Source organism: Thioalkalivibrio nitratireducens DSM 14787, from assembly GCF_000321415.2.
GTDB classification, from domain to species: domain Bacteria; phylum Pseudomonadota; class Gammaproteobacteria; order Ectothiorhodospirales; family Ectothiorhodospiraceae; genus Thioalkalivibrio; species Thioalkalivibrio nitratireducens.
The window spans coordinates 3,720,696-3,734,722 of the sequence record NC_019902.2; the positions used below are offsets into that span (position 1 = coordinate 3,720,696).

The following is a 14,027-nucleotide window of genomic DNA, read 5'->3' on the forward strand; positions in this document are numbered from 1 at the left end:
TGTCGCTGTTGCGGACCCGATCCGGGGCTTGGACAGCGCCGTTGAACACCGGGCGGGGCACGCGATGGGGGGCCGTCTGCGGCTGCCGCCAATCAGCCTAATCCTGATCCTGGTCGGGCGCGGTCCGTGGCCACGGGGTTCGTCTACACGCGCTCGGGAATCGATCTGACGGCCTCTCCGGTCCGGGTGGATGCGAGCCACGGCGAAACGCTGGTCGCGCTGCGCGAAGGGCACGCCGCACATGCCGCGGTGATCGAGCGAGAGGATGGCCTCAGCATCCGTGCGAACAACTACTACACGCTCGGCAGCACGCATGCCGCGATCGCCGAGCGCAACCAGACGCTGATCCCGCTGCTCGTGCACCCGCCCCCGGAGACTGTGTTCTTCCTGGGCATGGGCAGCGGGATCACCGCCGGCGCTGCGCTGCTGCTACCAGTGGAGCGCGTGGTGGTCTGCGAGCTCCTGGGCGAGGTGGTCGATCTGGCGCGGGACCGCTTCCAGCCCTGGGTGAACGGACTGTTCGATGATTCCCGGGTAACGATCTACGCGGAGGATGGCCGCCATTGCCTGGCACGCAGCCCCGAGCGCTTCGATGCCATCATTGCCGACCTGTTCACCCCCTGGAAGGCGGGCACCGGCAACCTCTACACGCAGGATCATTACCGGCTGGCGGCCGAGCGGCTGAAGCCCGGCGGAATGTACGTGCAGTGGATCCCGTTGTACCAGGTGTCGATGCAGGAACTGGCGATCATCGGCACGACCATGGCCTCGGTGTTTCCGGAACTGACCCTGTGGCGCGGCGACCTGTACCCGAGTCGGTCGATCGTCGCGTTGCTCGGCCGCAATACGGCCGAACCGCTCGACCCGGAGGTGCTGGTTCGCAACGCGCGCCGCCTGCTCGGTGAATACGAGGGGGCCGACGAGTACTACGAGGCGCTGGGCCTGCTTTTCTACGCGGGTAATCCCGAAGAGAGCCGTTTCTTCGCCGAGGCCCTCATCAATACCGACGACCGCCCGCTGATCGAGTACCTCGCACCGCGCACCCATCGTGCTGTGTTGACGGGCGCGGCGCAGTGGGGGGTCGGAGTGGCCCGGGATCGTCTTTGCTGGGCCCTGTTCGACGCTCTTCCGCCCGAACGGGATCCGTACCTGCGAGCTCTGGACGAGAGGCAGCTCCGGCATGTCGAGGCCGGATTGCGCTATGCGCTGTACCAAGGGATCCGCGTGCGCGGAACGCGCGCCGAGGCACGCGCCGTGTGGCTGGGCTTCCTCGAAGTGGTGACTCCCGCGACCCGTTCCCCGGATTCACCGGCCGGACAAGCCGGGTTCGGTGCATCCGGGTTCGGCTCGGGCGAGAGAAACTGAACGCACCCCTCCCACAGGCGAAGCGTCTGGCGTGCGCAAACGCCGTTAGCCGACGACCTTCAAGGGACCGTGGTCGTCGCAGTGATCCCCGTGCGGGTGATGCAGATGGCCGTTCACGAGATAGTCGATGTGGTCGCCATGTGGCACCGGCTCGTGCCCGCAGCCCGGTCCGTGCACGTGACCGGCTTCGTGACCGCCGCAGTCGTGGGCCGGCGTGCATTGATCGGGGTTGGTTGCGCTCACGGCGATCACGTGTTCGTCGACATGGTCCCCATGCGGATGATGGAGATGCCCGTCGTGCAAGTAATCGACGTGACCGTCGTGCTCTACCGCTGTGTGCCCGCAACCCGGGCCATGCTCGTGATCGTGATCAGGATGTTTCTGGCAGCTCATCGGAATCGTCCTCTGGAATGGGTCGTAACGGTGGCGCAAGCCGCTCCGCCGCGTGTTCCAGCGCATTGTTCAACAGACTCGCCACGTGCTCGTCGGCGAGCCGGTAGTAGATGTGCCGGGCCTCACGACGCCGGTGCAGCAGTCGGGCGCGATGCAGGGCCTGCAGGCGCGCGGACACGGTGCTGAGTTTCTCGTGCTCACCGACCAGCTCACCAACACAACGCTCGCCTTCCTGAAGCATCGTGAGAAGACGGAGACGTTCGAGGTCGCCCATCGCCCGAAAAAACTCGGCCGCATGACCAAGAAGCTCGGTCGCCGGGATTGCAGGGGGCCTGGCTGATGGGTGTTCGCAGCGAGGCATCTGGTACTCCAATATTCCGCGTACCGATGGAATATATGTCATTTGCTTCCGATCCGCCAGCGTTCCCGAGCGGTCGCACACGTCGCTGAGCAGTTGGAGGCGGTGAACCACGGAGGCCGGAACCTGAATCATTGCGGACCCTTGCCGTCGAATGCCGGGAGACTCTCTTGAGTCGCGAAAAGACTTTCGGGGCCGGTCCGGGGTCTGAGCCCAGCCTTATACAGTCCTTCCATTGAGGTCGCGAGGGCCCCTCCCCGCCCTTTCCAACGCGAGAACTCAGAGCCGTGTCCCATTCCCGTACCTGATTATCACGGAAGCTCCGCAAGCTGGACTGGGCCATCTTCGAAACCAGCGTCATCGCGAGGAGCGAAGCCTTTAGCCGCGAGCGCAGCGTGGCGGGACGTGGCGATCCAGAGGGCGATGGTCCCCCCGCGCCGCCTGGATTACTCGCTGCGCTCGCCCTGCGGGCCAGCCTTCGGCTGTTCAATGCGCTGCGCGCATTAGTGCCGCGCTTCGCTCGCAATGACGACCGACGCGGAGAGGTATCGCACTGGCTGAGGAGGTTTCGTGATAATCAGGTTCCCGTAAGCTGCAACAGGCTTGCGCCATGGGACCCTCGGATTCGATCATGAGCCCCGGAACCCGGCCGGAACTGCAAAGGCGATGATCGTTCTCGAAATCAACGCTGACGTGGCCCGAGTCCGCGTACAAAAAGACGGAGACCATGCCTTCAGACGCCTCTCAGTGGTACTACGAGTGTCAGGCCTGTCATGCACTGCTCAGGCCGAAGCTGGGCGACTGCTGTGTGTTCTGCCCCTACGGAAGCGTACGCTGCCCGCCCATGCGGGAAGCGGGCAGGGACTACTGCTGCTGAGACCGGGCGCCCCCGAGCTTCCGTGTTCAATCGGTTAATCCTCGAGCGTCATCAGGTCTGGCTGTACCTTGGCGCAATCGTCGGCGGTCTCGCGCTCGGCATTCGGGATCCGGATATCGGTCCGCTCTTCGAGCCGCTGGTCTGGCCAGTGCTCGGTGCCCTGCTGTACAGCACGTTCACGCAGGTACCCCTGCTGCACCTGCGCGACGCCTTTCAGGATCGGCGCTTCCTGCTCGCGCTGCTGATTGGTAATTTCGTGCTCATTCCGCTCCTGGTATGGGGCCTGGTGCTGGTGCTCCCGGACGATCCGGCCCTGCGCCTCGGAGTGCTCCTGGTACTGCTGGTGCCGTGCACCGACTGGTATATCGCTTTCACCCAACTCGGCCGTGGCGACCCGGCCCGCGCCATCGCGGTCACCCCCCTGAACCTGCTGTTGCAGTTCCTGTTACTGCCGATGTACCTCTGGTTGATGTTGCCGTCCGAACAATTTGCCTCGGTGCTTTCGATCGGTGATCTGGCCCGGGCAGCCATCGGCCTGATTGGGGTACCGCTCGTCCTGGCGGCGATCAGCGAGCGCTGGATCGAGGCGCGCCCCGAACGTGGGGTCTGGCGCGACCGACTGGCCTGGGGACCCGTTCCGCTTCTGGCCATCGTGGTTTTCCTGGTCGCGGCAACACAGGTCGGTGTGGTTCGCGATTCCGGAGCCATGCTGCTCGCGGTGCTGCCGGTATTCGTCGCCTTCGCACTCTCGGCTGCCCTGATCGCACGGGTGCTGACGCGATTCCTGAGCCTTCCGGTCAGCAGCGGTCGTACCCTGGCATTCAGCCTCGGCACCCGGAATTCCTTCGTGGTGTTGCCCTTTGCGCTGGCGCTCCCTGCCGGCTGGGAGACGACCGTCGTCGTGATCGTGCTCCAGTCGCTGGTGGAATTGTTCGCCATGGCCCTCTACGTTTGGTGGATTCCGCGCTACCTGTTCCGAGCGTGAGTGCTCGTATCAGGCATCGTGATCCCGGGAAAGAGATCAACCCCCCAATCCGTCGACTCCACGGTCCGCCAGACCTGTTGTTACCCGCGCTGCCGCCACCCCGGGCGTCCGCAGCAGATCGGTAACGGGTCGTTCGCGAAGAACCAGTGGGCGACGGCTCCGGGTCGGCTAGAGACGCCGACGGCCGGTAGTAGCGGTGGCCAGGCCGGAACTTGAGATAAACCTGGATCAGGATCGGTTGACTAGCCCCCCGCGTGAGGGCTAGAAAGATAATCGGACCGATGGAGAGACGACGTGCTGACCCAGGCACGCGCGCTGTGACCAGGCGCGACTCGCTGGACCTGCGGGAATACCTGGAACATATCCAGCAGGCGCTCGAACGCATCGATCGCTACCTGCGGGAAATCGACTATGTCGGCTTTCTCGCGAACGAGGAGAAACAGGACACCGTTCTCCGCCATCTGGAAGTCATCGGCGAAGCAGCAGGAAACGTCCGGCGGCATTTCCCGGAATTCTCCGAGCAATATCCTGACTTCCCGCTGAGGCAGGCCTACGAGACGAGAAACGTTCTCGCACACGGATACTTCAAGGTGGATCTCGCGGTAGTCTGGAAGACGGTCGATCGCGACCTACCCCATCTGGAGGCACAGATCCGCGAAGTGCTCGACGCACTTGCGCGTCCGCCCCTGGGGTGAGCCGACTGGCCCCGTGACATGGCGGGAGCCACGAAGGCAAAACGGAATCATCATGGCTGGGTGACGCTGTTCGGTCCCTCCGATGTCGGCAAGAGCCATCTGGCGGCGGCCATCGGCCATGCCCTGATCGAGCAGGGCCTGCGGGTGCGCTACTTCGCGGCCTCGGCCCTGGTGCAGGAACTCCAGTCTGCCAAGCAGGCCCTGCGCCTGTCCGATGCCCTGGCAAAACTGGACACGTATCGGCTGCTGGACATCGACGATATCGGCTATGTCCAGCGCAGCGAAGCCGAGACTTCCGTGCTCTTCGAACTCATCGCCCATCGTTACGAGGCTGGCAGCGTGATCATCACCTCCAACCAGCCGTTCAGCGCCTGGGATCGCATCTTCCCTGACGACATGATGGCCGTCGCCACCATCGACCGGCTGATCCATCACGCCCACGTCATCGAGCTCAGCGGCGAGAGCTACCGGAAAAAGACCCACACACGAAGACTCCAGGAGGCCACCCACAAGCTCAGACACTGACGTAAATCATCCATCACCGACCGGCCAAAGTAATTGACGCCGACCGGCCAGAATAATTGACGTCAGACACTCACCCAGAGGCTGCGACGCGATGGCTGCTGGCGTGGAATGCAGTTGATTCAGCCGCAGCCTGCAGCCCGCGTTCATTCGACCTCGGATTCCCGCGAAATGCGTTCGACCGTGATCATCGCGATTCCCTGGTTGTTGCTGTAGAACAAGTCCCGCATACCCCATAGCGGAAACCCGGGAAACAGCGCGACATCATTGACGAACAGACGGAGCATCGCGGTGCGCGGGCTGACAAAGGTCTCCTCGGATCCGATGTCGATGGGCCGCCCGCGCCCGACGCCAGCGAGCAGCCGTAGCAGCGGCTGGTCGGGGCGGCGCCTGAGGAAACGGCTTCGGCGCATGATTCCCGGCAGACTGGTTTCGTCTTGCTCCAGCCCATCGGGCGTGGCGCGGAATCGGGCATCGAACCAGCCCTTCCAGTCGACTACCCGAACGCGGTAGTGCTCGCCGAGTTTGAGTTCGATGCCCGTCGGGCAGAGGTAGTCGCGCGTTTCGAGATGGACCGTGCGGATTTCTCCAGGATCGAGGTGGAGCGGGTCGGCCAGCGCGGAAACATCCAGGTCCCGAAAGCAGAAACGGCAATGGAGCCAGCTGCCGACCTTGAGCGGCAGGTACAGCACCAGCGCGAAGAGGCGGACGAAAAAGGCGCGGATCAGATCCGGAACGCCGCTGGCGGATAGCCGCGCGAGAAATCGGCCGACCGCCAGCCAGGATGAGCGGGAAGCCCAGACGAGGATCTCCCTCCCTTTGGGACGTGCCTGCGCAAAGTCGGGGATGGAGGCCCAGCCAGCACTCGCCAGTGCGTCTTGCCTGCCCTTGAGGAACTGTCGGACTCCTACCAGAACGCCGATCAGTACCACGATCGCCGCACCATGCGCCCAGAGGTGCTGTTTGGAGAAGAACCAGGACTCGGCCACCGGCAGGTGGCGGAAAGCGTCCGAACCCGCGAGGATCGCGAGAAGGTTGGCCACCCCGGGCGGCAGGAAGAAAAGTGCCAGCGCGAGCGTCAGCGGCAACAGCAGGAAGTAGAGAAGTTGCCGCAGCCTCGTCACGGAGTGGCAGTGTCGCATGGCGGTCTGCCAGGCGTGAGTGCCCGTCAGAGACGGGGCGTCCTGAACCTTCGCACCGAGATTGTGCGGCGAGTAGAGGTCGGTTCCCTGTGCGATACGCTCCCAAACGGTGGGGTGGAGGCGCACGTCTCCGGTCGTGTACTCGCGCCGGATTTCTTCCAGCGGACGCGGGGCGTAGCGGTAAAATGCGGCCAGGCCGCTGCGGGAGTCGTAGAGCTGACCGTGTACGTCAGCGTCCTGCCGAATCGCTTCAATGGCCCCTGGATGGAAACGCAGCCGATGGTCCTCGGCTTCGGGTACCGCATCGACATCGGTTACGCGTTCGACCATCCAGCGCAGCGCCACACTGGCCATCTGCGACTTGGGGTAACCGCCGCCGACGTTCGAGTGCATCCCCGCGAACCAGACCTGCTCGATGCGCCCGTCGCCCGCGGGTTCCAGGCGCTCGTCCCACATCACCGGGTGAAAGGTCTTGCGCGCGTCGTCGATCGCAAGGGCGTGGCATCCGTGCATCACCCGGCGGCTGAGGATCCGGTCGCGGAAACTGTACTCGATCACCAGGTCGATGGCATCCCGAAGCTCATCGAACGGTACCCCCATGGCATCGACAGTGTCCCAAACCCCGACGAAGCGGATCGGTGGCCGACGGGCATCGACGTCATTTTCCGGCGCATCCGGCTGCAGCTTGCGCGCGTGTCGCAGGCAGAACCGCTCCGTAAACTGGGGGTGGAAGTGGCTGCGCCGATAGGCGCAGTAGGCGCCGCGTATCCGTTGGTTCAACTCGACTTCCGAGTCGTAATGCGAGAAGTCGAGAATTCCGCATCGGGTGATCAGCCCGGCCAGCAGACGTACCGTGAAGGCGCCGCGGCTGAAGCCGAAGAGCAGAATACGGTCACCGGGTTCCCAGTTCCGTACCAGAAAACCGTACAACCTGCGGACATTCCTTGAAAGGCCCCAGCCGAAGGCACCGCCCGCAAGTCGGAACGGCTTGAAGTCCTGAGTGCCAACTCCGTCGTCATAGCAAAGAAGCTGGCGCTGGTCATGTACCAAGGCCTGGTAGAGCCTCCAGACATTCGTTTCGTGTCCGACTCCGCCCTTGTTCGCCGTGCCGTCCGAGAGCAATACGATGTTCCTGGCCACTGCGCTTCCTCCCTATTTCTGCGGCAGCCCATCGGCGCCGCCCCGGCTGTTCCCTACATCCGGAGCCCTCGATATCGCGCGGCCGGCTGCATGCGGACGGCGGGGAAGCCGCCTGCACTGGCCCGCGCTTCACCTCAACCCACTGCCGGACCCTGCGAATCCGTCACCTGGTCTTGGAGCGCGTCCACGAAGACGCTGGGGCGGAACAGCGGCCAGCCAGCCTGTCGGCGATAGTCTTCGGGTGCACGGGACCCGATGCCCGGATCTTCAACCGGACAAATGAAAAGTATAGGCGAACGTTGTGCCTTTCCCCGTAAGGGCAAATACCGGGCATGCTGATAGACCACACTTGCGATGTGAGGCGCGAACCTGGTTTCACGCCCCCCCCTTGTGCAGGAAAGCAGGAAACGATCGTCACCGGCGCGCGTGTTCCGGGCCCTGCTGGCGGGCGCCGAGCGGCGCGGGCGCGCGGCGTGGCGGCCCTCAAGCGCCTCGAGACCCTGCCGCCCCCGGTGATCCACGCACCGGCGCCCGAGCGCATGGAGCCGGCACGGTCCTCGGTGCCGAACAACGACGGCGATCGGGTCGGTATCTCGGGGCCGTCCGCGGCGCGCGAACCGCAGGCGACACTGAGTCCGTACCTCGATCCGCTGGCGCCGCCGTTGCTGCGGTCGCAGGCCTTCAGTCTACGCGCGATCGACGACGGCGGGCCGTGGTCCCTGCCCGGAACCGAACTGGTCAGGCTGGCCGCGATGGTTCGTTATGCCGTCCATCGAGCCGCGCAGCGGGCGGGGCTCGATGCAACGGCCATCACCGAACTCATGGGCCACGGGGGCGACGGCCGGGTCGCGATCCTGCCGGTGCCGAATGCAGGGCACCGGTGGGCCGACGGTCGGGTGCGCCGCGTGCTGGTGGCGGCCAGTCCCGCCGTGGCCGCCGATCACTGGGACGCCCTGCAACGCACCGTAGTGGAATTGAAGCCAGAGTGATCGGTGGCACGCCATACTGACATACGCTCGTGATCCCCGGCTCAGCGCCGGGGTGGAATCGAAGGCCCGGCCGATCGAGAAGGCCGTGGGCCTCATCCCGGGCATTCCGGGTTGCCTTCGCGGCGGCGGACATCGGGGTAGGTCTCCCCAGGCTCATGAGTTTCGCCTTGCCAGCGAACTTGTACCGGAACCGCCAGCGCAGCGCTCCGGACAGCGGCACCCCGACCCGACGTACGGCCCCTTCTCATCGAAGCGTTTGACCGGGCGCTCCCCGGGCTTCAGGGCGCGGGTTTCGGCGTCTGTGAGTGGCTGTAGCGGGGTAACCCCCTTTTCGGGTCGACGTATTACCCCAGAAGGCACCCCTCTCTCTCGGGATGACTCAAACGCCCCCTTTAGATCTCCCGGGACCTTGCAGGCGCAAAAAAAGCCGCTCTTTCAGCGGCTTGGTAACTTCTTTGGACCTTGCTGGAACATGAAATGGTGGCCAGGGACGGAATCGAACCGCCGACACGGGGATTTTCAATCCCCTGCTCTACCAACTGAGCTACCTGGCCGGTGTACCGCGGAGAACCGCAACGGTGCGAAGGGGCGTATTAAACCGGTCGCCGGGGCGGGCGTCAAGCCGGACGGAATTGCACGCCGCGGCGCGACAGCAGACGGGCCGCGATCCTACTTGGACGCGTCCGGGTCGACATACCCCTCGGGCTTCGCCGCCCCGCCTTGGAAGAAGAATTTCTCCATCTCCTCCTCGAGGAACTTGCGCGCCTTGGGGTCCACCGGGCTCAGCCGGTATTCGTTGATCAACATGGTCTGGTGCCGGAGCCAGGTCTGCCAGGCTTCCTTCGAGACGTTCGCGAAGATCCTCTTGCCCAGTTCGCCGGGATAGGTCGGGTAGTCCAGTCCCTCGGCCTCTTTGCCCAGGTACACGCAGTTAACCGTTCGTGCCATCGTGCGGGGTCCCCTGATCTCTCAGAAAGCGGGCGATCGGAGCCGGAAGCCCGACCGCGTGCGAAAACGCCGGTTTATACCAGATCGCCGCCTGCCCTTCCATGATCCCACAGGGCACACTGGGGAGCCGGAAACTCACGATCCACAGGTCGAGGCGGTAGTGGCTGAACGTATGCGCGATCCGGGCGGGCGGCCCATCCTGCTCGCACACGCCGGCCCAGCAGGCCGTCATCCGGTCGACCAGCTGCTCGCGCTCGTCGGCTTCGGGGAGACTGTACAGGCCGCCCCAGATCCCGCTCGGGGCGCGGCGCTCGAGCAGGATGCCGGCGGGAGAACGAACCAGCGCCGCCCAGCGGGTGCGCGTGGGCACGGCCCTGCCGGGGCGCGCAGCGGGCAGTTCCGCGACCCGGTCCTGCAGGCGCGCCTGGCAGTCGCCGGCGACCGGGCACCGGCTGCAGGCCGGGCGGGATCGGGTACAGATCAGCGCACCCAGATCCATCATCGCCTGTGTGTAGTCGGCCGCCCGGGATCCCGGCACCAGCGACTCCGCGATCCCCCACAGCGTAGCCTGTACCCGCGACTGCCCCGGCCAGCCATCGACCGCGCGATGGCGTGCCAGAACCCGGCGGACATTGCCATCCAGGATCGCCATCGGGCGATCATGAGCCTGGGCCAGAATCGCCGCGGCGGTCGACCGGCCGATGCCGGGAAGCGCCTCGAGTGCCGCGGGCTCCTGCGGCAACTCGCCGCGGTAGCGCTCGACCACAACCCGCGCGGCACGGTGCAGGTTCCGGGCGCGGGCATAGTAGCCAAGCCCCGACCAGAGATGTAACACCTCGTCCAACGGTGCGTCCGCCAGCGTCTCCGGGTCGGGGAAACGGTCGACGAAGGCCGTGAAATAGGGAACGACGGTTTCGACGCGAGTCTGCTGCAGCATGATCTCGGAAACCCACACGCGGTAGGCCGTCCTCGGATGCTGCCACGGCAGTCCGTGCCGCCCGTGGCGTTCGAACCAGGCGAGCAGGCGCGAGGCAAAGCCGCTGCTCATCGCACTGCTGCCGCATGTTCGAGCGCGGCGCGCTCGATACTCGCGACACTCTCGCGCAACTCGGACAGGATCCGCATTCGGACCAGGGGTGCACCCACCAAGCGCGGCACGCGGAAATCCGGCTCGAAATACCCGTAGATCCGGATTCGCGCGTGTTCGGGATTTCCAGCGCCGGGTTCGATCAGCCAGGAGAACTGTCCCCGCCGGACCCGGCTGAGTTCCGGCACCGTGACCGCGGACGACCAGCTGTCCTGTACCGTCCGGATATCGATGGTGTGTTCGAGTTCCCGGCACAGGAACAGGATGCAGCCCCGCATCAGGGTGAAAACCCGCTCCAGGCCCTCGTCACGTCCCTCGAGTCGCCGGCTGGCCGCAACCAGGGGAAACACGCGGTCCAGGCGTTCGTAGTCGTGCACCACCGCGCGCACATCCTCGGCCGCGGCCAGAACCAGCGCATCGAGACGGAATTCCACGCGGGCACCGTCGAAGGCAACGTGGATGTCGGAAACCGTGCCCGTGAGTAGCATCGGCCACACCACGAGCAGCAGCGACAGCGTCCACCACCGCAGGCGAAGCATCGCTAGCGCAGACGCTCCCGCAGACGCCGCAGCTCGTCCTCGATCCGGCGGGATCCGGAAGGTTCCGCGTCCGCGGGGGCCGCCGGATCGGCATCGCCACCGGGCTCATCGGCCCCGAGCCGTTCCAGCAGACGATCCTGCAACCGCCCTGCCTCGCGTCGGACGCGGTCCTCGACGCGTTCCCGAACGACGTCGTCGAGGTCGAGCCGGAAACGGGGGTCGGCGAAGGTTCCGGAGATGCGGATCGGCAGGTTGACTCCGCGCAGATCGTCGAGGCTGCGCCCGCCCTGCCCCTCGATCGTGGCCACCAGTGTCGCGTCGACGCGATAATCGAGGGTCTGCTCCGGAAGGTTTGCCGAACCATGCCCGGTGGCCCGCAGCAAGGGCGAACTGGCCACGAGATCCTCGTTGTGTACCACGCCCTCGAGGATCCGGAAGCTACCGCTCAGTTCGGTGAAGTCGGTCTGGTTCGGCTCCCCGTCGTCTTCGAGCCGTTCCCCGCGCAGGCGTGCGTCGGCCTGGCGGATGATCCTGGCGACGTTGATCCCGCGGACGGCGCCATCGACGAACCGCATGTCGCCGCTACCATGCAGGCTGGAAGTCAGCGCGCGGACACTCGCGCCGGCGGCGGTGACGTCGAGCGCAAGATTGCCGGTGCCGACCAGGCGGCCTTCGTCCTGTCTGAGGGCCCCCAGCAGCGGCTGGATCGCGACCCCGGCAAGCGACACGGCCAGCGCGTAGCGGGGTACCGCTGCGCTCGCATCGACCGTGGCGCGCCCCTCGACCTGGCCTTCGTACCCGCGCCCGGTCAGGGGTTCGACCTTCCACTCGCCATCGCGGGCGCGCAGATTGACCTCGATCGCCTCCAGGGTCAGGCCCAGCAGCGTCAGCGTCTCCAGCGTCAGACGCCCGTCGAGATCCACCGCACGCATCAGTTCTGCCGGAAGCTCCACCGGAATATCAACCTCCTCGGGCACCGGGGGGGCGCCGGGCGGCGGCTCCGCCTCCGATACCCGCGCCTGTTCGACCTCGGGGGGCAGATAGCGGTCCAGGTTCAGCCGATCCCCCTTCAGCATGAAACTGACGGCCGGCCGCGGTCCGGAAAGTCGCAGACCGGCATCGCCCCGCAGCGTCGACTCGTCCAGCGTGATCCGCAGCGGATCCAGCGCCAACTCGCGGGCATTGCCCGAGACCGCGAGTTCCAGTTCCATCCGCTGCAGCGCCGAGGGGTCGGTGGTATCCGGGACGCTCAGGCCCAGTTCGGAAAGCAGCAGGCGCGGGTTGAAGGTGTTGCTGCGCAGCTGCCCCTCGAACGCGAGGGTCTCGCGCCCAAGTTCACGAATCTCCAGCCGCCCCACCAGCTCCATCCCTCCGAGTGCCGCGGAAAGCCCTTCGATACGGGACACGCCGGCGGCCAAGTCCAGCGACACATCGGTGGTGAAACGGGACTGCAGCAGCCCTGCCATGCCCGGCAGTTGCAGTTCCAGGTCGGATGCAAGGTTGCGCAACGCATACCGCTGGGCCGCGGGGTCGGCGTTCAACAGGGCGTCGAGGCGCAGATGCATCGCACCGGTCTCCTCCCCCTGTTCCTCCAGCCGGATGGAGCCGTCGATCTCGAGCGGCGCATCCGCGCCGGGCTGGAACTGCCGCAGCCGCAGGTTCGCGGGATCGAGCACCATGCGCGTGCCGGCTTGGCGATCGTCCCATTCGACCCGCACCCGGGTCAGGTCCATGCCTGCCACGGAGAAATCGCCCAGCACGGCACGCTCCCGATCGCCCCGCTCGTTGCCGGCACCGGGCGGCGCGGCATCTCCGGCCAGCCGTTCGGCCAGGTCGTCCCAGTTGTTGTGGCCATCCTGTTCGCGGGTCAACGACAGCGAGACCCCGTCCGCATCGATACGCAGCACTTCCAGTTGCCGGCGCAGCAGGGGCAGCATCGCCACCGCGACATCAACCGATTCGGCCGCGGCGAACGGCGCGTCACCGAACCCCGGCGCATTGGCAAGGCTGACGTCCTCCAGGCGCAGTCCGATCGTGGGAAACAGCGTCAGGCCGATGTCGCCGGCAAGGAGGAATTCGCGGCCGGTTGCCTCGGTCACCCGGTCCTCGATGCGTTCACGGTACGCGCCGGGGTCGAAGGTGGCCACGAGGAACACCGCGACCACCGCCGCAAGTAGCACCACGACGCCGAGCAGGCTCAGCAGACGCAAAAGCCATTTCATTTCGGTTCTCCCGGTTGGGGGGGCGCGACCCAGCTGCCGCTTCGACCGCCGTGCTTCTCCAGCAGCCGCACGCCGTCAATGCGCATCCCGCGATCCACCGCCTTGCACATGTCGTAGATGGTCAGCAGGGCCACGCTGACCGCGGTCAGCGCCTCCATTTCGACCCCGGTCTGGCCCTGCACCTCGCAGGTCGCCTGCACCCGAACCCGGTCCGCGCAGGTATCGAAATCCAGCGCCACCCGGGTCAGCCCGATCGGATGGCAGAGCGGGATCAGTTCCCCGGTGCGTTTGGCGGCCATGATACCGGCGACCCGGGCCACACCGAGCACGTCGCCCTTGCGGTGGTCTCCGGCGCGGATCCGCGCCGCCGTCTCGGGCTGCATGTGGATCGTTCCCTCGGCGACCGCGACCCGGTGACTGACCGGCTTGGCGCCGACGTCCACCATGTGCGCCCGCCCGTTCGCGTCGAAATGTGTGAATTCGCCCATCCCGCTATAATGCTCGACAGGCCCGTCGATGTGTAGGTCCGTATCGTGACGATTACCGTGCATTATTTCGCCCGCCTGCGCGAGGACGTGGGCCGTGCGAGCGACGAGGTGCCATCCGACGGCATCACGACGGTCGCCGAACTCTGGCAGCACCTGCACCGGGCACCGCCGCCGCCGCGGCTGATGGCCGCCGTGAACCAGGCCCACGCCCGCCTCGATAGCGCGGTGGCCGACGGCGACGAGGTCGCGTTCTTCCCCCCGGTCACCGGCGGCTAGG

General features: G+C 66.0%; 15 protein-coding genes and 1 tRNA gene. 7 read left to right on the plus strand and 9 right to left on the minus strand.

The window, feature by feature from the left end; all coding sequences use genetic code 11:
- Positions 1–126 precede the first annotated feature (126 nt).
- Positions 127–1,365, plus strand: coding sequence for a spermidine synthase (locus tag TVNIR_RS16970; protein ID WP_015260305.1), 1,239 nt, complete (start codon positions 127–129; stop codon positions 1,363–1,365).
- Between the two features lie 45 nt (positions 1,366–1,410).
- Here the strand turns inward: TVNIR_RS16970 and TVNIR_RS20260 are convergent, their stop codons facing one another.
- The gene (locus TVNIR_RS20260; protein WP_043739884.1) at positions 1,411–1,758 is read right to left on the minus strand and encodes a hypothetical protein; all 348 of its coding nucleotides are present in this window, start codon (positions 1,756–1,758) and stop codon (positions 1,411–1,413) included.
- Positions 1,736–2,251: an ArsR/SmtB family transcription factor gene (locus tag TVNIR_RS21160; protein WP_335338107.1), complete on the minus strand. Its 516-nt coding sequence runs from the start codon at positions 2,249–2,251 to the stop codon at positions 1,736–1,738. Before TVNIR_RS21160 ends, TVNIR_RS20260 begins: the two co-directional genes overlap by 23 nt.
- A 553-nt stretch (positions 2,252–2,804) precedes the next feature.
- Between TVNIR_RS21160 and TVNIR_RS20900 the strand changes: the two genes are divergently transcribed.
- The 4 genes from TVNIR_RS20900 (at position 2,805) to TVNIR_RS16995 (ending at position 5,198) form a co-directional block, all read left to right on the plus strand.
- The gene (locus TVNIR_RS20900) at positions 2,805–2,993 is read left to right on the plus strand and encodes a GDCCVxC domain-containing (seleno)protein (protein ID WP_083499496.1); all 189 of its coding nucleotides are present in this window, start codon (positions 2,805–2,807) and stop codon (positions 2,991–2,993) included.
- A 22-nt stretch (positions 2,994–3,015) separates the two neighbouring features.
- Positions 3,016–3,978 carry an arsenic resistance protein gene (locus TVNIR_RS16985; protein WP_015260308.1) on the plus strand — a complete coding sequence of 321 codons (963 nt, stop codon included), beginning with the start codon at positions 3,016–3,018 and terminating at the stop codon, positions 3,976–3,978.
- A 317-nt stretch (positions 3,979–4,295) separates the two neighbouring features.
- On the plus strand, positions 4,296–4,673 hold the full coding sequence (locus TVNIR_RS16990) for a HepT-like ribonuclease domain-containing protein (protein WP_015260309.1): 378 nt from the start codon (positions 4,296–4,298) through the stop codon (positions 4,671–4,673).
- Between the two features lie 18 nt (positions 4,674–4,691).
- On the plus strand, positions 4,692–5,198 hold the full coding sequence (locus TVNIR_RS16995) for an ATP-binding protein (protein ID WP_043739887.1): 507 nt from the start codon (positions 4,692–4,694) through the stop codon (positions 5,196–5,198).
- A 143-nt stretch (positions 5,199–5,341) separates the two neighbouring features.
- On the opposite strand, the gene TVNIR_RS17000 is transcribed toward TVNIR_RS16995, so the two are convergent.
- Positions 5,342–7,477: a DUF2235 domain-containing protein gene (locus TVNIR_RS17000; protein ID WP_083499497.1), complete on the minus strand. Its 2,136-nt coding sequence runs from the start codon at positions 7,475–7,477 to the stop codon at positions 5,342–5,344.
- 473 nt (positions 7,478–7,950) lie between these two features.
- Between TVNIR_RS17000 and TVNIR_RS17005 the strand changes: the two genes are divergently transcribed.
- On the plus strand, positions 7,951–8,466 hold the full coding sequence (locus tag TVNIR_RS17005) for a CRISPR-associated protein, GSU0054 family (protein WP_015260312.1): 516 nt from the start codon (positions 7,951–7,953) through the stop codon (positions 8,464–8,466).
- Between the two features lie 478 nt (positions 8,467–8,944).
- Here the strand turns inward: TVNIR_RS17005 and TVNIR_RS17010 are convergent.
- From TVNIR_RS17010 to moaC, 6 genes are all read right to left on the minus strand, one after another.
- Positions 8,945–9,020 (minus strand) — tRNA-Phe (locus tag TVNIR_RS17010).
- 115 nt (positions 9,021–9,135) lie between these two features.
- Positions 9,136–9,414, minus strand: coding sequence for an oxidative damage protection protein (locus tag TVNIR_RS17015; RefSeq protein WP_043739888.1), 279 nt, complete (start codon positions 9,412–9,414; stop codon positions 9,136–9,138).
- Positions 9,398–10,462, minus strand: a complete 1,065-nt coding sequence (gene mutY, locus TVNIR_RS17020) for an A/G-specific adenine glycosylase (RefSeq protein ID WP_015260314.1) — start codon at positions 10,460–10,462, stop codon at positions 9,398–9,400. Before mutY ends, TVNIR_RS17015 begins: the two co-directional genes overlap by 17 nt.
- Positions 10,459–11,040, minus strand: a complete 582-nt coding sequence (locus tag TVNIR_RS17025) for an SRPBCC family protein (protein ID WP_015260315.1) — start codon at positions 11,038–11,040, stop codon at positions 10,459–10,461. Before TVNIR_RS17025 ends, mutY begins: the two co-directional genes overlap by 4 nt.
- A 2-nt stretch (positions 11,041–11,042) precedes the next feature.
- Positions 11,043–13,262 (minus strand): AsmA family protein, encoded by a 2,220-nt coding sequence (locus tag TVNIR_RS17030; RefSeq protein WP_015260316.1) that lies wholly within the window; start codon positions 13,260–13,262, stop codon positions 11,043–11,045.
- Positions 13,259–13,750 (minus strand): cyclic pyranopterin monophosphate synthase MoaC, encoded by a 492-nt coding sequence (moaC, locus tag TVNIR_RS17035; protein ID WP_015260317.1) that lies wholly within the window; start codon positions 13,748–13,750, stop codon positions 13,259–13,261. Before moaC ends, TVNIR_RS17030 begins: the two co-directional genes overlap by 4 nt.
- A 45-nt stretch (positions 13,751–13,795) precedes the next feature.
- Between moaC and TVNIR_RS17040 the strand changes: the two genes are divergently transcribed.
- Positions 13,796–14,026: a MoaD/ThiS family protein gene (locus TVNIR_RS17040; RefSeq protein WP_015260318.1), complete on the plus strand. Its 231-nt coding sequence runs from the start codon at positions 13,796–13,798 to the stop codon at positions 14,024–14,026.
- Position 14,027 lies beyond the last annotated feature (1 nt).